The 16677-nt window shown below is 52.1% G+C and carries 19 protein-coding genes; 10 read left to right on the top strand and 9 right to left on the bottom strand.

From position 1 onward, the window contains the following. Nucleotides 1-4: 4 nt before the first annotated feature. Both C3F35_RS11375 and C3F35_RS11370 read right to left on the bottom strand, forming a co-directional pair. Complete coding sequence (locus C3F35_RS11375; protein WP_032615636.1) at nucleotides 5-1330, bottom strand: PTS sugar transporter subunit IIC; 1326 nt, start codon at nucleotides 1328-1330, stop codon at nucleotides 5-7. Nucleotides 1331-1342: 12 nt separating this feature from the next. Then, nucleotides 1343-1657, bottom strand: a complete 315-nt coding sequence (locus C3F35_RS11370) for a PTS sugar transporter subunit IIB (protein WP_032615638.1) — start codon at nucleotides 1655-1657, stop codon at nucleotides 1343-1345. 294 nt (nucleotides 1658-1951) lie between these two features. On the opposite strand from C3F35_RS11370, the gene C3F35_RS11365 reads away from it, so the two are divergent. Next, nucleotides 1952-2899, top strand: a complete 948-nt coding sequence (locus C3F35_RS11365; protein WP_032615640.1) for a LacI family DNA-binding transcriptional regulator — start codon at nucleotides 1952-1954, stop codon at nucleotides 2897-2899. A 36-nt stretch (nucleotides 2900-2935) separates the two neighbouring features. Here the strand turns inward: C3F35_RS11365 and C3F35_RS11360 are convergent, their stop codons facing one another. Then, a complete protein-coding gene (locus tag C3F35_RS11360) occupies nucleotides 2936-3232 on the bottom strand; it encodes a YicS family protein (RefSeq protein ID WP_032615642.1) in 297 nt (98 codons plus the stop codon). Nucleotides 3233-3553: 321 nt separating this feature from the next. Between C3F35_RS11360 and C3F35_RS11355 the strand changes: the two genes are divergently transcribed. Continuing rightward, a complete protein-coding gene (locus C3F35_RS11355; protein ID WP_032615644.1) occupies nucleotides 3554-3973 on the top strand; it encodes a GNAT family N-acetyltransferase in 420 nt (139 codons plus the stop codon). Here C3F35_RS11355 and C3F35_RS11350 read toward each other — a convergent pair. Then, the gene (locus tag C3F35_RS11350; RefSeq protein WP_032615646.1) at nucleotides 3970-4629 is read right to left on the bottom strand and encodes a TetR/AcrR family transcriptional regulator; all 660 of its coding nucleotides are present in this window, start codon (nucleotides 4627-4629) and stop codon (nucleotides 3970-3972) included. The two genes, C3F35_RS11355 and C3F35_RS11350, sit on opposite strands and share 4 nt — an antisense overlap. 78 nt (nucleotides 4630-4707) lie before the next feature. Here C3F35_RS11350 and C3F35_RS11345 point away from each other — a divergent pair, with 78 nt between their 5' ends. Together C3F35_RS11345 and nlpA are read left to right on the top strand one after the other, a co-directional pair. Further along, a complete protein-coding gene (locus tag C3F35_RS11345) occupies nucleotides 4708-6207 on the top strand; it encodes an MDR family MFS transporter (RefSeq protein WP_032615648.1) in 1500 nt (499 codons plus the stop codon). A gap of 139 nt (nucleotides 6208-6346) precedes the next feature. Further along, nucleotides 6347-7150, top strand: a complete 804-nt coding sequence (nlpA, locus tag C3F35_RS11340; RefSeq protein ID WP_103793383.1) for a lipoprotein NlpA — start codon at nucleotides 6347-6349, stop codon at nucleotides 7148-7150. A gap of 34 nt (nucleotides 7151-7184) precedes the next feature. On the opposite strand, the gene C3F35_RS11335 is transcribed toward nlpA, so the two are convergent. The 4 genes from C3F35_RS11335 to C3F35_RS11320 form a co-directional block, all read right to left on the bottom strand. Next, nucleotides 7185-8273 (bottom strand): AAA family ATPase, encoded by a 1089-nt coding sequence (locus tag C3F35_RS11335; RefSeq protein WP_059309027.1) that lies wholly within the window; start codon nucleotides 8271-8273, stop codon nucleotides 7185-7187. Nucleotides 8274-8416: 143 nt separating this feature from the next. Continuing rightward, a complete protein-coding gene (locus C3F35_RS11330) occupies nucleotides 8417-9376 on the bottom strand; it encodes a YbgA family protein (protein WP_103793382.1) in 960 nt (319 codons plus the stop codon). Between the two features lie 102 nt (nucleotides 9377-9478). After that, a complete protein-coding gene (uraH, locus tag C3F35_RS11325; protein ID WP_032615656.1) occupies nucleotides 9479-9889 on the bottom strand; it encodes a hydroxyisourate hydrolase in 411 nt (136 codons plus the stop codon). 99 nt (nucleotides 9890-9988) lie between these two features. After that, nucleotides 9989-10714 carry a MerR family transcriptional regulator gene (locus C3F35_RS11320; RefSeq protein ID WP_103793381.1) on the bottom strand — a complete coding sequence of 242 codons (726 nt, stop codon included), beginning with the start codon at nucleotides 10712-10714 and terminating at the stop codon, nucleotides 9989-9991. A 115-nt stretch (nucleotides 10715-10829) separates the two neighbouring features. Between C3F35_RS11320 and C3F35_RS11315 the strand changes: the two genes are divergently transcribed. The 3 genes from C3F35_RS11315 to C3F35_RS11305 all read left to right on the top strand — a co-directional run bounded on the left by C3F35_RS11315 (nucleotide 10830) and on the right by C3F35_RS11305 (nucleotide 13153). Continuing rightward, the gene (locus tag C3F35_RS11315; RefSeq protein WP_077226454.1) at nucleotides 10830-11354 is read left to right on the top strand and encodes a lipocalin family protein; all 525 of its coding nucleotides are present in this window, start codon (nucleotides 10830-10832) and stop codon (nucleotides 11352-11354) included. 75 nt (nucleotides 11355-11429) lie between these two features. Then, nucleotides 11430-12428 (top strand): SAM-dependent methyltransferase, encoded by a 999-nt coding sequence (locus C3F35_RS11310; RefSeq protein ID WP_103793380.1) that lies wholly within the window; start codon nucleotides 11430-11432, stop codon nucleotides 12426-12428. Nucleotides 12429-12715: 287 nt separating this feature from the next. Then, the gene (locus C3F35_RS11305) at nucleotides 12716-13153 is read left to right on the top strand and encodes an acetyltransferase (RefSeq protein ID WP_103793379.1); all 438 of its coding nucleotides are present in this window, start codon (nucleotides 12716-12718) and stop codon (nucleotides 13151-13153) included. Between the two features lie 136 nt (nucleotides 13154-13289). Here C3F35_RS11305 and C3F35_RS11300 read toward each other — a convergent pair whose 3' ends face one another. Continuing rightward, a complete protein-coding gene (locus tag C3F35_RS11300) occupies nucleotides 13290-13580 on the bottom strand; it encodes a SymE family type I addiction module toxin (RefSeq protein WP_103793378.1) in 291 nt (96 codons plus the stop codon). Between the two features lie 128 nt (nucleotides 13581-13708). Between C3F35_RS11300 and C3F35_RS11295 the strand changes: the two genes are divergently transcribed. Genes C3F35_RS11295 through C3F35_RS11285 form a run of 3 tightly spaced genes read left to right on the top strand, consistent with a single transcriptional unit; the run spans nucleotide 13709 to nucleotide 16662 of the window. Then, nucleotides 13709-13870: a YlcI/YnfO family protein gene (locus C3F35_RS11295; RefSeq protein ID WP_103793377.1), complete on the top strand. Its 162-nt coding sequence runs from the start codon at nucleotides 13709-13711 to the stop codon at nucleotides 13868-13870. 50 nt (nucleotides 13871-13920) lie between these two features. After that, nucleotides 13921-14934 (top strand): SIR2 family protein, encoded by a 1014-nt coding sequence (locus tag C3F35_RS11290; RefSeq protein WP_103793376.1) that lies wholly within the window; start codon nucleotides 13921-13923, stop codon nucleotides 14932-14934. A gap of 9 nt (nucleotides 14935-14943) precedes the next feature. Continuing rightward, nucleotides 14944-16662 (top strand): ATP-binding protein, encoded by a 1719-nt coding sequence (locus C3F35_RS11285; RefSeq protein ID WP_103793375.1) that lies wholly within the window; start codon nucleotides 14944-14946, stop codon nucleotides 16660-16662. The last annotated feature ends 15 nt before the right edge of the window (nucleotides 16663-16677 follow it).

Genomic DNA, 16677 nt, shown 5'->3' with positions numbered 1-16677 from the left:
TGACTTAATTGCCGACGGTCTCTGCTGCACCTACGGTTGCCTGCGCTTTTTGTTCTTCGGTTTTCAGCAAAGAACGCTCATAAGCACGCAGGAACGGTAAATACATCAGCGCCGACATCACCATACATATGACGCACATCACCACCGGACTGAGTGCCCAGTTTGCCGCCCAGGAGGCACCAATGGGAGCCGGAGTGGTCCACGGCGTCAGCGAGACGACCTGTGCCAGCCAGCCGAGTTTGGTGGCGGTATACGCCAGACAAGCGTTGATCATCGGAACGAACACGAACGGAATAAACAGCATCGGGTTCATGATGATCGGCGCACCGAACAAAATAGGTTCGTTGATATTAAAGAAGCTTGGTACCACGCCCATTTTGCCGATGGTACGCAGGTGGGTTACGCGGCTGCGCAGCAGCAGGAAGGCCAGCGGCAGGGTAGAACCCACGCCACCAATCAGCAGGTAGTGATCCCAGAAGCCCTGCAGATAGACGTGCGGCAGCGCAGCGCCGGCAGCCAGTGCGGCCTGGTTGGCAGAGAGGTTAGCCATCCAGAACGGGTTCATGATGCCGGTGACAATCAGCGCACCATGGATACCGGCGAACCAGAAGATCTGGCACAGCAGCACAGAGAGCAGAATGGCAGGCAGGGAGTCAGAGGCGGAAACCAGCGGCTCCAGCAGGTGCATAATGGCCTGCGGAATGATCATCCCGGTTTGCGCTTCGATAAACAGGTTCAGCGGGTGCAGCGTACCGATGATCACCACGACCGGGATCAGGATTTCAAACGAGCGCGCCACGCCGGTGGGCACTTCTTTCGGCAGACGGATGGTGACTTTATGATCCTTCAGCCAGGCGTAAACGCGGGTGGCATAGATAGAGGTGATCAGCGCGGTGAAGATCCCCTGGCCCGACAGATACTGGGTAGAGATTTTACCGTCGGCATACGGCGCGGCCACCAGCAGGAACGCCATAAAGGCCAGCAGGCCGGACATCACCGGGTCGAGATTAAACTGACGGCCCAGACTGGCACCAATCCCTACCGAGATGAAGAACGTCATCACGCCCATGCTGAGGTTAAACGGCAGCATCAGCTGTTCGCGGTACGTCTCAGAGAAATCGAGCCAGCCGCGGGCAAAGCTGTTAGTGGTATCTGCGGAGAACGGCGGGAAGATAAATACCAACATAAACGAGCCGATGATCATAAACGGCAGCGCGGCGGTAAAGCCGTCACGGATGGCAATCACGTACTTCTGCTGGCCCAGCTTGCCTGCCAGCGGCGCGATGGACTGCTCAATGACGGCAACCATAGATTGATATAACGAACTCATGAGAACACCTTCTTAGTGTGCCGCTTCGATGAGCGACAGAGCATAGTCCAGCACTTTATCGCCACGTTGCATACCGTAATCCATTGTATCGATGGACTGTACGGGTATGCCCTGGGTGGCAGCCTTGTCTGAGAGCGTTTTTAACATGTATTTGACCTGGGGTCCGAGAAGCACCACCTGGTATTGCGGAAACTGTGTATCAAATTCTGAAACACCGTACGCATCGATTTTGACCGGTAAACCGCGTTCGTTCGCGGCTTCGACCATTTTCCGAACCAGCAGGCTGGTGGACATCCCGGCAGAACAGCACAGCATTATCTTGAACATCGACAACCATCCTCAAAATGTAAATAGTTATTGCGGGGATGATTGGATAACATATGGAAACCGGTTTCCATTGGTATAAGACAGAAGTGTGACAGCCATCAAGATCCCTTACTTATCGCGCCTTATTATCGGATTCAGGTCACGTATTTTGACTGATTTTGCAGCATATGGAGTGGAAACGGAAAATCGGTTTCCATGGAAAACGGAAACAGATATACTCCTCAGTGGCTATAATATGAGCCGAAGTGGATTCAGGAATTACAGGTGCCTGGAGCGACCTGTCAGGGGATAAAGATGTCTACAATCAACGATGTATCACGTCTGGCCGGGGTGTCCAAAGCCACGGTATCACGGGTGTTGAGCGGATCGCGCGGCGTAAAGGAAGCCAGCCGCCAGGCCGTACTAAAAGCGGTGGAAGAGCTGAACTATCGGCCAAATGTCATTGCCCAGTCGCTGCTGAGCCAGTCTACCGGCTGTATCGGCGTCATTTGCGCGCAGGACAACATTAATCAAACCACGGGTTACCTGTACGCGCTGGAAAAACACCTCAGCCAGCACCAGAAGCACCTGCTGCTTCGCTTCGCCAACACCAAAGCCGAAGTCATGGGCGCGCTGGATGAACTCTCCTGCGGATTATGCGATGACATTCTGATTATCGGCGCCCGTTTCCCGCTGCACATCGATCAGGAGAATGTCATCCTGGTGGACTGCATGGAAACCAACAACGTCAACAGCATCCAGTACGACCATGCTTTTGCCGCGGAAACCGCCTGTAACTTCCTCGCCAGCCAGGGCCGACGCCAGATTGCCCTGATCCACCCGCACGGTAGCGGCTTTGCCGATCAGGTACTGCTGGGCTACAAGCATGGGCTGGAGAAGAACTTCCTGCCGTTTAATCGCAACCTGGTGTTTATGGAAGCCACGTCATCCTCCGTGGCCCTGCAGGAGCTGCTCAACAACGCCAGCACACTGAATTTCAATGCCTTACTGGTCGCCGACGAACAGGAAGCACAGCGGGTGATCCCGCAGCTGCAGGCGTTCAACAGGTCAGTACCGGGCGACATCATGGTGTTCAGTCTGGCGGGATCGCTGCATCTGCCGGGTATTCCGACCATCCCGGCGATTGAATACTCGATGGATGCCATGGCGGCACGTATCGTCACCTGGCTGAATGAGAAGACCCAGATGCTGGGTTCGTATGTGCTGCGTGGGGATTTAATTATTCCAGACGTGCGGCGGTAAAAAATTAAGGGGGCTGCATGGCCCCTTAATGCGTAATCAGTAATCCTCCATGCAGTCCACCTGACTCACGGCATCCCAGTAACCTTCCTGGTTGTTCCGTTCCATCGCCACGACCGCATTTTTGACCAGCATCTGATTGGCTTCCGAGGCCATGATCATCGCCTGCCACTCTTTATCACTTTGCTTGCGTTGCGGGGCACAGGCTTTCTTTACATCCTTCAAAACCGACTGTTTCATTTGTTCTAATTTTACCGGGTCGTTCAGTTCCTGAGCATGAACGAAGGCGGCAAAAAGCAAGCAGACTACCAGGCAAAACAGGTGCGCTGACTTCATGGAAACCTCCGGGAAAACCACACACGTTTATGAAATATATCGTTACATCCCTGTTTTCGACCCCAGCCGAAAGTATTAATTTTGCGAATAGTTGCTCCAGGGTATGAATAAGCGTAGCCACAGAACTGACCAGGCAGATAAGCGCAAATGAAAAATTTGTGACGGCGGGTGACAGTCACGCAACAAAAGGTGATGATGTTCGCAAAGGGAATTTGGCATTGATTGCACTTACATTTTTTAGCGCGCGTTACGCCAGATTTTGGTGTTTTTATCGTCGGCAGAATGTGGGATAGTCGAGAAGCAACGTAACGGGAGAATGATATGCAACTGAGTATTACCGACACCATTACCGAACAAGAACAAGAAGAGTTACTGCAGCAGTTGCGGATCTACAACAGCCAGTTTATTGATTTTTCCCGCGTGGGGAATGATATCGCCGTGTATGCCCGCGATGAGGGCGGCAAAATGCGCGGCGGTCTTATCGGCAATCGCCAGGGCGAGTGGCTGAACATTAAATATCTGTGGGTCAGCGACGAGAAGCGCGGCAGCGGGCTGGGACGACAACTGATGGATGCCGCCGAAGGCGAAGCGCGACGTCAGGGTTGTCGCCATGCGCTGGTGGATACCTTCAGTTTCCAGGCGCGTCCGTTTTATGAAAAGCAGGGCTATAAGCTTGAAATGACGCTGAACGATTTTCCTTACCCGGGCATACAGCGCCATTACCTGTCGAAGGCGCTTTAAGCGCCAATACCGCTACCGATCACCGCCAGCGCATGGCGCACGATGCTGTCAGGCGAGAGGGTATGTAACCTCTCGTCATTCCGCATCCGTGAAAAGGGCACCAGCACCAGGCTTAACAGGGTGGTGAACAGCAGCTCGGGTGCCAGGTCGCGGTTCAGTTTTCCCTCCTGTTGCCAGCGGGCAATGGTTTCCAGCGTCGCCTGATATTTCTCATCACCAAACCGGGCCTGCAGATGCGTCCGCAGCACCGGCATTTCTCCGATCACTTCCTGCATCCATAGCGGTGCGAACCAGCGGTGTTCGACGGCCAGATCGGCCAGCTTTTTCACCATTAACGTCAGGGCGGTCACCGGATCGTCCGGGTGGGCGCTGAACAGCGCGCCAATGGCGCTGCGCAGCGGCAAAAAACGCTCCTCGATCATGGCATCGAGCAGTTGCTCGCGGGAGTTGAAGTAGTAGTGCAGCATCGCCGGCGTCACGCCCGCCTCTTTGGCAATGGCGTTGAGGGAGGTGCGGGCAATCCCCTGACGCGAAAAGAGATCCAGCGCGATATCCAGCAATTGTTCCCGGCTGGTGGCGGTGGGTTTGCTTCCGCGCGGACGCCCCGGGCGGCGGGCCTGTGGCCTGGGTTCAGAATTATCTTTATGTGCTGACATGCGCGGAGGATCCCTTGACCTGATTCATAACTTCATTAAATATTAATTACCCAATTAATTAATTTCAAGCGGTGTTTTATGGCATCCGAATCGACAACGCAAACCAAAAACGCGCCTTCTGTCCGGCTGTTGTTCAGCGCGCTCTTGCTGGTAATGCTGCTGTCGGCCCTCGATCAGACCATCGTCTCCACGGCGTTGCCCACCATTGTGGGCGAGCTTGGCGGGCTGGATAAGCTCTCCTGGGTGGTGACGGCGTATATCCTGAGTTCCACTATCGTGGTGCCGCTGTACGGCAAGTTTGGCGATCTCTTTGGCCGCAAAATCGTACTGCAAATCGCGATAGTCTTGTTTCTGCTTGGCTCCGCCCTGTGCGGGCTGGCGCAGAACATGACCCAACTGGTGCTGATGCGCGCTTTACAGGGGTTAGGCGGCGGCGGGCTGATGGTGATCAGCATGGCGGCGGTGGCCGATGTCATCCCGCCTGCCGATCGTGGCCGCTATCAGGGGCTGTTCGGTGGGGTTTTTGGTCTGGCGACGGTGATCGGCCCGCTGGTCGGTGGTTTTCTGGTGCAGCACGCCTCCTGGCGCTGGATCTTTTACATCAACCTGCCGCTGGGGCTGTTTGCCCTGCTGGTGATCGGCGCGGTATTCCACGGCAGTGCGAAGCGTAATAAACATGAGATCGACTATCTGGGGGCGATTTACCTCAGCATGGCGCTGCTGTGCATTATCCTGTTTACCAGCGAAGGGGGTACGGTACGCGAGTGGAGCGATCCGCAGCTGTGGTGCATTCTGGCCTTTGGCCTGACGGGCATCGCCGGGTTTATCTATGAGGAGCGTCTGGCGTGGGAGCCGATTATTCCGCTGTCGCTCTTCCGGGATCGCAGCTTTCTGCTGTGCAGTCTGATTGGCTTTATCATCGGCATGTCGCTGTTTGGCTCGGTGACGTTCCTGCCGCTCTATCTGCAGATTGTCAAAGACGCCACCCCGACCGAGGCCGGGTTACAGCTGATCCCGTTGATGGGCGGACTGCTGCTGACCTCGATTATCAGCGGTCGCATTATCAGCCGCACCGGGAAATACCGCCTGTTCCCGATCCTGGGCACCCTGTTAGGTGTGATCGGCATGGCGTTGCTGACGCGGATCACCATTGATTCACCGGTCTGGCAGTTGTACCTCTTTACCGGCGTGCTGGGGGCGGGGCTGGGTCTGGTGATGCAGGTGCTGGTGCTGGCGGTGCAGAACAGCGTCTCTGCGGATCAGTATGGTGTGGCGACCTCCGGCGTGACGCTGTTCCGCTCTATTGGTGGGGCGATTGGCGTGGCGCTGTTTGGCGCGGTCTTCACTCACGTGTTGCAGTCGGGCCTGATGGCACGGATACCCGAGGGCACCGAACTGCCGCGGGAGATGAACCCCGCCGCCATTCACCATCTGCCTGACGCCCTGCGCCTGAACTATCTGGATGCCTTCGGCTCCGCCATTCATGCGGTGTTCCTGATGGCGGCAGGGATTATGGTGCTGGCGTTTGCGCTGTCGTGGTTTTTGCGCGAAACGCCGTTACGGAAGAAACAGGCCTGATACCCATGCCCGGTGGCGCGACGCTTACCGGGCACTACCCGCATATAACTTATCCTTCTTACTGATGCCATTTCGTTTTTTAGCCTGCCGCTGCGTTGCCGATATAGTCGGGAAAACAGTTATCAAAAGGATATGACGGGTGAAACTTCGATTGGGTGCGCTTCTTCTCGCTGGCCTGCTGCTGGCGGGCTGTGATCAAAACGGCAGCGATGCTAAACACATTAAAGTCGGCGTGATTAACGGTGCCGAGCAGGACGTGGCGGAAGTCGCCAAAAAAGTGGCGAAAGAGAAATTCGGTCTTGATGTCGAGCTGGTGGGCTTTAGCGGCTCGCTGCTGCCGAACGATGCCACCAGTCACGGGGAGCTGGATGCTAACGTCTTCCAGCATCGCCCGTTCCTCGCGGAAGATAACAAAGCGCACGGCTACAAGCTGGTGGCCGTCGGCAACACCTTTGTCTTCCCGATGGCGGGCTATTCCCGCAAGATCAAATCCGTGACTGAGCTGAAAGACGGCGCAACTGTCGCCATCCCCAATGACCCGACCAACCTGGGCCGTGCGCTGCTGCTGCTGCAAAACGAAAAGCTGATCACCCTGAAACCGGACGTGGGCTTGCTGCCGACATCGCTGGATATCACCGCTAACCCGAAAAAGCTGAACATCATGGAGCTGGAAGGGGCGCAGCTGCCGCGCGTACTGGACGATCCGAAAGTGGATGTGGCGATTATCAGTACCACCTATCTCCAGCAAACCGGGCTGTCACCGGTGCATGACAGCGTCTTTATCGAAGATAAACACTCGCCGTACGTGAACATCGTGGTGGCGCGGGAAGACAATAAAGATGCCGAAAACGTGAAGGAATTTGTTCAGGCGTATCAGTCGCCAGAAGTGGCGAAGGCGGCAGAGACGATCTTCAACGGCGGGGCAGTGCCGGGTTGGGAATAGCAGACATGCGGGGCGCGCCCCGCATTTACCCCAGCTATCCCAGCTTCTCCATCTTCGTCTCTCCCTCCACCATCGACAGCTGATACAGCGAAAACGCGCGGTGCTTTTCAATCAACCTTGCCAGCTCTGGCGAGTGACTGGTGAGCCAGATCTGCGAGTAACGGCTGGCCTCCGCAATCAGGCTCGCCAGCGCGGGCAGCATCTGCGGATGCAGGCTGTTTTCCGGTTCGTTGAGCGCGATAAACGCGGGCGGACGCGGGCTTAACAGTGCCACCGCCAGACACAAAAAACGCAGCGTGCCGTCGGAGAACTCCGCAGGCTCCAGCGGTCTGCTTAAGCCTTCGCGCTGCATCATCATGCGAAAACGCCCGCCAGTATTGTCGCTGTAAAACACGCAGCCCGGAAAAGCCTGGTCGAGAATACGCATCAGCAGCATCTCGTCGCCAATCTCGACAATGGTCTGAAAGGCCGCGGCCAGGTTTGCGCCGTCGCTGGCCAGCACCGGGGAGCGGAACCCCACCTGCGGCGCACGCATCGCCGAGCCGGTTGCGACCGAAAACTCATGATAAAAGCGCCAGTTACGCAGGGACTCACGCATCTGCGACACCTCCGGGTAGAGGTGCGGTTCACCCAGCTGTCCGAATACCGATTCGTTCTCGTACAGCGTGCCGCTGTGGGTCACTTTTTCGTGGTGCACGTTATTGAGAAACACGGCCTGATTCTTGCGCTTCATCAGCTGTGACGACGGGCGACGGTGCTGACCGCTCAGCCAGATGGACTCCTCTTTGATCACCGGATCGAGCTGGAACTGCGAGGGATAAGGCAGTTTTTCGACAAAGCCCACCTGAAGCTCATATTCGTAAGTCTCGGTTTCTACCGCGAGGTTCATGCGTCGCAGCTGATCGCTGCGGGTTTTGCCCGCCCAGAAGACCTTTAAAATCCCGCCCTCATTGGCCAGCGCCTGGGAGAATTGCCCCTGTGCCGCGCTGTGCATCAGGTGGATCGCCTTGTAAATATTGGATTTTCCGGTGCCATTTGGGCCGAAAACGATATTGAGCTGCTCCAGCTCAAGGGAGAGATCGCGAATCGAGCGGTAGTTTTGGATATGCAGGGTAGTGATCATAAGCGAACCCAATTTTGCGGACTTAACCTGTACAAAGTTACAGTGTTTCCGGCAAAGTGCAAAAAAAAAGACGACAGTGAGGTGTCGTCTAAACGGGGTAGTGCTTCGGGCCTTTCAGGGTCAATGGGGCCTCGCGTTTGAATTCAGATCACGGCCAGACGTAAACCCAGGTCATCTGGATAGGGATCAAAGTAATTTTGCGTCATCAGATACCGGTCAGGGTATTCGGCCAGATAGTGTTTCAGGAGTGTCAGCGGGGCGAGAATAGGCAGCAATCCGTCACGGTAATGCAGGATCACATCACGCAGTTCGCCGCGCTGGCGGCTGTTCAGCTGGTTACGGAAATAGCCCTGAATATGCATCAGCACGTTGGTGTGATTTTTCCGTGAGGCGGGTTTCCTGAGGATCGCCATCAGTTTTTCGCGGTACGCCTCGAAGAAGGCTTCCAGATCGTCCCATTCGTGCAGCGAGGCGACGAAGGGGCTAATTTCGCGGTAGCCCGCCTGATGGTGTGCCAGCAGCTGGAGTTTGTAACGGCTGTGGAAGTCGAGCAGCGCGTGGCGCGTCAGGCCGTTTGCCCGCAGCGTATTCAACTCATGCAGAGCAAAAACCCGCTCCACAAAGTTTTCCCGCAGTACCGGGTCGTGCAGGCGTCCATCTTCTTCCACCGGCAGCCAGGGCCATTTTTCAAGCAGGGCAGCGGTGAACAGCCCGACACCCTCCTTTTGGCCCGCATTGCCTTTTTCGTCATACAGACGCACACGCTCCATGCCGCAGCTAGGGGATTTCGCGCAGACGATAAAACCGCAGAGATCGCCCATTTTCGGCACATAACCTGCCGCAAAATCGGCCATTTTTTGGGTGACATCTTCATGAGGTGCTTTGCTGAACCGCATCTGTATCTCACTGCTGGCAGTCTTCGTCAGACGCAGAGCGGGACGGGGCGTCGGCAGGCCGATCGCCATTTCCGGGCAAACAGGGCGGAAGTTAACCCACTCAGCCAGTTCATCCATGACAAAGCCCATACGCTTATGCCCGCCGTCGAAGCGAACGGCGGAGCCGGTCAAACATCCGCTAATACCCAGTACAGGTTTCGTTGTCATGATGTGCACCTCCAGAGTCTCTCTATAAAAGTTACACAAAATGATTATTTTGTCCAAGTATTGGCGGAGTTATTTTTTATTGTTTAACAATATCAATAACTTTTAGCTGCCTTTGTAGGTCGAATAACCGTACTGGCTGAGCAGCAGTGGAATGTGCAGCTTTTCGTTGGTGCGGGTGACGGTAAACAGCACCGGGATCTCCGGGAAGAATGACTCCAGCTTGTTGCCGTGGAAGTATTCGGCCGTTTTGAAGGTCACTTTATAGACGCCTGGCTGCATATCCTGATCCGCCGGATAGAGCGACTTGATGCGGCCATCCTGGTCGGTTTTGCCGCTGGCCAGCGGGGTCCATTTATCCTGCTGCTGCTTTTCCAGCGTGACGGTAACGCCCGGTGGCGGTGTGCCGGTTTGCTGATCAAGGATATGCACGCTCAGGGTGCCAACAGGGGCGCTAAAGGCGACAGGGGCAAAGGCCATAGAGGCCAGCAACAGCAGAGGGGCAGTTTTTTTCATCATCTTTTCCTGTGGAGTGATAAGTCACAGGAAAACGTTAGCATTTGCCGCGCGGGAAAATATTCAACTTTTCGTGAACATTACCGCAGGACAAAATAATCAGAGGATAATCACCTCAAGGGCAACCTGCTGTTGCCACTGTTCCACCTGTTTTCGGCGCACGGCGGTGAGTTTAGCGCTGGTGACCAGCAGCCATTGGCGATCGGGGAATATCTCCGGTGCCAGTGCGGCAGGGGGAATGGGCAGGAGGTTGATACGGTGGCCCTGGCCGGTGCGCGCTAAGGCTTCGAGCCAAATCTCGCACGGGTCGTTCAGGTGCCAGCCGCTAATCAGGAGGTTATCGCCCGGCGCTTTTTTATCGGCTTCAAGGCAAAACGAGGTGTAAGAGATGATAATGCCATCAAGGATTTCGCGCAGGGTCATGGCGGCGGGAACGTTGGCCGACACCAGGCTGCGCAGCGGGCGTAACACGTTCACGACCAGCGCCGGGCGCGGGTACTCACGACCGGCATCGTAGATCATCTGGCGCAGGGATTCGATTCTGCCCGCCTGTAAACGTTCCAGCATGTTCTGTTGCAGCGTTTGCCAGTTGTTGGTACGGCTGGGAACAGGGCGTTCCAGCAGCGGCTTGACCTGGCCGATGGGCACGCCTTTTTTCACCCAGTCGAGGATTTTTAACGCCTGCTGGACATCCTCGTCGCTGTACTGGCGATGGCCGCCCTCGGTGCGCAGCGGCTTGAGTAAACCGTAGCGACGCTGCCACGCCCGCAGCGTGGTAGGAGTGATGCCACTGAGTCTGGCGAATTCGCCAATGGAGTAAGCCATGTCTGCGTCCGAAGAGGATTAATCTCAATATTCTACGAATATTTTCCCATGGGATGAAGCGCCAGAGCGCTGCACTACACTTTAATTCCAACCGTGCAAAATGACAGGAGTTATCATGAAACTATGGCCCGTTGTGACCGGTGTCGCCATTGCGTTGACCCTGGTAGCCTGCAAATCCCCTACGCCACCGAAAGGTGTACAGCCGATTACGGGCTTTGATGCCAGCCGCTATCTGGGTAAATGGTACGAAGTCGCCCGTCTGGAAAACCGCTTCGAACGCGGTCTGGAGAAGGTGACCGCCACCTACGGCAAGCGCAGCGACGGCGGGATCAGCGTGCTTAACCGCGGATACGACCCCCTGAAACGCAAGTGGAATGAGAGCGAGGGTAAAGCCTATTACACCGGCGCGCCAACCACTGCGGCGCTGAAGGTGTCGTTCTTCGGTCCGTTCTACGGCGGTTATAACGTGATCAAGCTGGATGATGACTATCAGTACGCGCTGGTCAGCGGCCCGGACCGTGACTATCTGTGGATCCTGTCGCGCACGCCAACCATCCCGGACGCGGTGAAACAGGATTACCTCAATACCGCGCGTAGCCTCGGCTTCCGGGTTGATGAGCTGGTATGGGTCAGGCAATAAAGATCGTGCTTTCTTCCTGGGGTAATGCGCGGGCAAGAGAATAGACTTGCGTCATGGGCACACGGGAGATGACATATGCACTGGCAACCCTTTCGCGGCACCGCGCCGACCTCCATGACCATCTACAGCGCGTCGTTTCCCGATGTCAGCGACAACTGGCCGATGAAAGACGAGGTGACGCGTGAGCTGAACGCCGTTGATCGGGCCTTAAAAGCAGACCCGCAGCTGATGCCGCCGCTCATCGAAAAGGATGCCAGCGGCGGGAAGACGATTAAATGCCAGCATCACTGGTCTGAAAAGGCGTTTGCAACACGCCCGGCGGTTGTCGCCTGGCGTACCCGGCTGGTGCCCACCGCGCTGGCCCTGTATGCCATCCAGAACCCGCTGGATGATCATCTCCCCGACGGCACGCGGATGGACAGCCGCAGCCGCCAGTGGTTTATCCACGCCAACGATGCGATCGGCATCCGTTCCCGCGCGAAGGTGCTCTCCGTGCTGGCGGCACAGTATCTGGGTAACGATATCGACAACGTCTGGGTCAGCCTGGCCAGCGGTGCCGCCGTCCCGGTGCTGGAGGCGCTGCGCGGTGCCCAACTGGACGGGCAAAAAGTGCATTTAACCCTGGTGGATTACGATCCCGTCTCCCTGCGCTGGGCAGAGAAAATGGCCGCCGCCGAAGGGCTGAAGGCCGGTGAGCAGGTGACGATACTGCCGCGCGATCTGATCGAGGGTCTTATCCGCAGCGATAAACTGATCCAGGAGCTGGGCGAAGGTAACGTCGAGCTGGTGGATGCGCTGGGGATCTTCGAATATTTCAACGACACCGACGCGGTGACCTTCCTGAAACATGTCCTGCGCCTGCTTAAACCCGGCGGGGCGCTGATTATTTCGAACATGCTGACCAGCAGCCCGCAGATTGATTTCGCCCTGCGCTGTATTGGCTGGACCCCTATCTTCCCGCGCACGTTGCAGCAGTTGCAGGATATTCATCTCGCAGCAGGTATCCCGACGGAAAACGTCACGGTGATTGTGCCGAAAGACGGGGTGTATGCGGTGATGGAGGTGCGGGTTTAGGTTCCCTCTCCCGTTGGGAGAGGGGAAAAAGCGCTACGACCTTTTCAACGCGTCGCGCAGAATTTGCTGGCGCGTTTCCTGGATTATCTTATCGGCGGCTATTTTGATGCGCTGTTGGCTTTGTGGTGAACAGGACGCTATCAATTCAGTCAGCGTACGCAAATTAGTGTTTTCGGGCAGGGAAAATGAGCCGTTAATAGAATGGTCTGTCATTACGTGTATCGTCCTTGTTTATCAGTGCAATGGCTACGCTTGATATCGCTTCGGTATTTAACGATGATCGCTTTATGAAAATCGAACCCGCAGTCCCTTCATACTTTGAACGTCTTGTCGCGATCTGGGAATCATCCGTTCGTGCTACCCACCACTTTTTGCAGGAGAGTGATATTGCGGCCTTACGCCCACTCCTGCTCAATGCATATTTGCCGAATTTAAACGTTGTGATTGCCCGGGATGAAACGGGCGCTATACATGGCTTTTTGGGTGTGGATGAAAATCGCATTGAAATGCTGTTTGTTGACGATGCCAGCCGGGGAAAAGGCGTTGGCTCGTTATTGCTGAGGTACGCCATTGACCATTTCGGTGCCAACGAGGTGGACGTTAACGAGCAAAACCCGCAGGGGGTGGGGTTTTATCAGCACAGGGGGTTTGTGCAGATCGGGCGGTCGGAACTGGACGGGCAGGGCAATCCGTTTCCGTTATTGCATATGCGGTATGGGGGGTGATAGCCGCACATTCTGGCCCCTCTCACTGAGAACTGAGGGAGCACCACAAAAAAACACTGGCACGAACAACTCCCTCTCCTCTTTGGGGAGAGGGGTGGGGTGCGGGGAAACATGCCGCACCTGGTTTAACCCGGGGTCATGATGCCAGAGCCAGCGCCCCTTCAATGCCTTTCAGCTTCTGCTGCGCCTGCTTTAAGTCAGCGAGCAGCGCCTTCTCATACGGGTTGTGCGCCATCACCACGATACAACCGTCCATGACTTTCACCGTAACTTTATCCCCGGTATCAAACCCCGCCGCGCGCAGCCATTTGCCGGAAAGGATCAGGTTTGGCGTACTGCGATCGCGACCTTGCGGGCGATATCCCACAATTAAAGTACGCTCAGTTCCGGTTGCGGTGGTGTCTGGGGTAGAATGCGAATCAGCCATAATCAACTCCTTGATAGTTGGTGAGGTTAGACGCCCTTTAGTGCTCGAACACTACCGGGCGTTGCTTGATATCTGAATCCATGTGGTAGGTACCACATGGTGATAAGCTAACCGAACTGGTACCTACCATGCAAGATAAAAAGAAGCCAAATTTTGACCGCACCAAAAGTACGATGAAGAATATCCGATTTGAGGATGAACTTTTGGCACAGATTGAAAAAGCTGCGGGGAAAGGAAATTTTAGTAAGTGGGTGAAGGAGGCTTGCAAATTAAGGCTAACTCTTAAATAGGTCTCATGAGCCGCCCTTATAATAAATTTATTAATCAGGAAATAAATATTATGAGTGATGTGGATTACTTTAAGCAAGCTCAGCATTATTACTCTCAGGTTCCAACAATTATTCTTGGAAGCGGAGCATCTGCTGCATTTGGATTGGCAGGCATGGGAGCGCTTGCTAAACATCTTATTGAAAAAATTGAACTAAGTGATTGCGATAATGAATGTATTGATAAGTGGGAAGAATTTGTCCATGTATTGAACAGTGGTAAAGATCTTGAATCAGCATTATTAGAAGTTCGGCTGCCAGCATTTCTTACCACAAAAATAGTCAATATGACATGGGAGCTCTTAAATCCTCAAGATTTAGATGTTTTTTCAAAATCTATTCATGCTGCTAATTTCTTTGCGTTATCTGAATTAATTTCATCTTTATTTAGAAGCGCACTTAAAGAAATAAATTTGATAACAACAAATTATGATAGACTAGCAGAATATGCAGTAGAACACTCTGGCCATCATCATTACACTGGCTTTTCCCATGGTTTTTATAGGCAACAAAAAAACAATACTTATTTAAGTTGCCAACGTATTGTTAATATTATGAAGGTTCATGGAAGCTTAGACTGGTTTAGTAGCCCTTACGGAGATGTCATTGGGTACACACAATTAAATAACATACCGCCAAAGCATACTCCCAAAATAGTTACTCCAGGAATAGAAAAATATTCAACGACCTACCATGAACCATTTAGGAGCATAATACAAATGGCTGATAAAGCCATCAATAATGCTAAGTCATATTTATGTATTGGATTTGGCTTCAATGATGAGCATATTCAAGAAAAATTAGTAGAGAAATGCGTGAGAGAAAATGCGTGTATCACTTTAATTACTTGGGAGTTAAGTAATTCAGCGCGGAAGTTTTTACTTAATGGAAGCGTATCAAACTACCTGGCCATAGAGCGTGGAGAAAATGATGGGCAGTCAATTATTTATAGCTCACAAAGTAAAGATCCAATTTTAGTAAATGAGAACTATTGGAGTCTAAACGGTTATTTAAAACTTATTTTATAAGGAATAGATATGGCTATTTTTAACTACACAGATGAGCAGGCATTGGGAAAAGTTATTTCGGTAGATACATCCACCGTTATCATAACTATAGATTCTCCAGATAATTTGAAACGATTGCAAGTAAATAGATTAGTTGTTCTACAGAGTTCAAAACCCGGCCAGCATTTAATTGGATTAATTACTCAAGTTACAAGAAAGAAAATATTAAATAATGATTTGGATGATGAACAAGTTGAAGAATTAAATTTATGCAAAGTAACACTTATTGGAACTTTGCTAGATAAATGTGGTGTTTTAAATAATGTGTTTAGACGTACACTTGAAAGTGTGCCGGAGATTGATGCTAATTGCTTTACCCTTGAAGGGGAATATCTGACATTATTTATGCGCGTATTATCAAATGCGTCTGCGGAAGGTAACGCTTTAACTCTTGGTAAGTACACTTTAGACGATAATGCCATAGCATATCTTAATGGTAATAAATTTTTTCAAAAACATGCATTTATTGGTGGGAGTACTGGTTCAGGTAAATCATGGACAACAGCTAAAATTGTAGAACAAATGGCAAGTCTTAAGTTCTCGAATTCTATTGTGTTCGATCTACATGGTGAGTATTCACCATTGCAACATGAAAATATAACTCATTTTAAAGTTGCTGGACCATCCGAAGTAGAAAATGGTAGTATGATCAGCGACGGAGTGATTTATTTACCATATTGGCTTTTATCTTATGAAGGTCTTGTTTCAATTATGGTTGATAGGTCAGATCAAAATGCACCTAATCAAGCCATGATTATTTCTAGAGAGGTTAATAAAGCAAAAAGAGATTATCTGATTAATAGAGGTGAGAAAGATGTGCTTGAAAGTTTCACAATTGATAGCCCCGTCCCATTTGATATAAAAGCTCTTCTAAAAACCCTCGGTGAAATTAACTCTGAAATGGTTGAAGGAACTCGTGGGCATAAAATGGGAGAATTCAATGGTAAGTTATCAAGGTTAATCGCTAGACTGGAAAATAAAATCACAGATAGACGTCTTGGGTTTCTTTTTAATGCAGGCAATGATAGCCTTCGTTTTGAATGGCTAAGTGAGTTAACAAATTATTTATTTGGTAGTAAACATGAAAATAATTTGGGTGGGGTTAAAATAATAAACTTCTCAGAAGTCCCATCTGACATTTTACCTTTGATGGTTTCTTTAGTAGCTAGGTTAGCATTTTCTCTTCAACAGTGGACACCACCAACAGAAAGGCATCCTATAGCATTATTATGTGATGAGGCTCATTTATATATACCACAAAAAACAAATTTGGATACGGCAGATCAAATATCAATTGGTGTATTTGAAAGAATAGCAAAAGAAGGGCGAAAATATGGGTTAAGTTTGGTGGTCATTAGTCAGCGTCCTTCTGAGGTGAATAAAACAATTTTAAGTCAGTGCAGTAATTTTGTTTCAATGAGATTAACTAATGCTGATGATCAAGCGGTGATTAAAAAGCTACTGCCAGAAAATTTAGGTGGATTTAGCGAGTTATTACCTATGCTGGATACAGGGGAAGCTTTAGTTGTCGGAGATGCAAGCCTCTTACCTACAAGAGTTAGAATTGATGAGCCTACTAATAAACCGAATAGTGGAACGGTTGATTTCTGGGATGAGTGGCAAAAAGAAACAGTCGAAGGAAGGATAAAAAAAGCCGTTATAAATTGGAGAAGACAGAATTTATCATAGTGAGAATATATAACA

It is taken from the genome of Leclercia sp. LSNIH3 (assembly GCF_002935105.1).
Taxonomy (GTDB): Bacteria; Pseudomonadota; Gammaproteobacteria; order Enterobacterales; family Enterobacteriaceae; genus Enterobacter; species Enterobacter adecarboxylatus.
The sequence above is the reverse complement of the archived record's forward strand: the minus strand, read 5'-3'. Positions and strand labels throughout refer to the sequence as shown.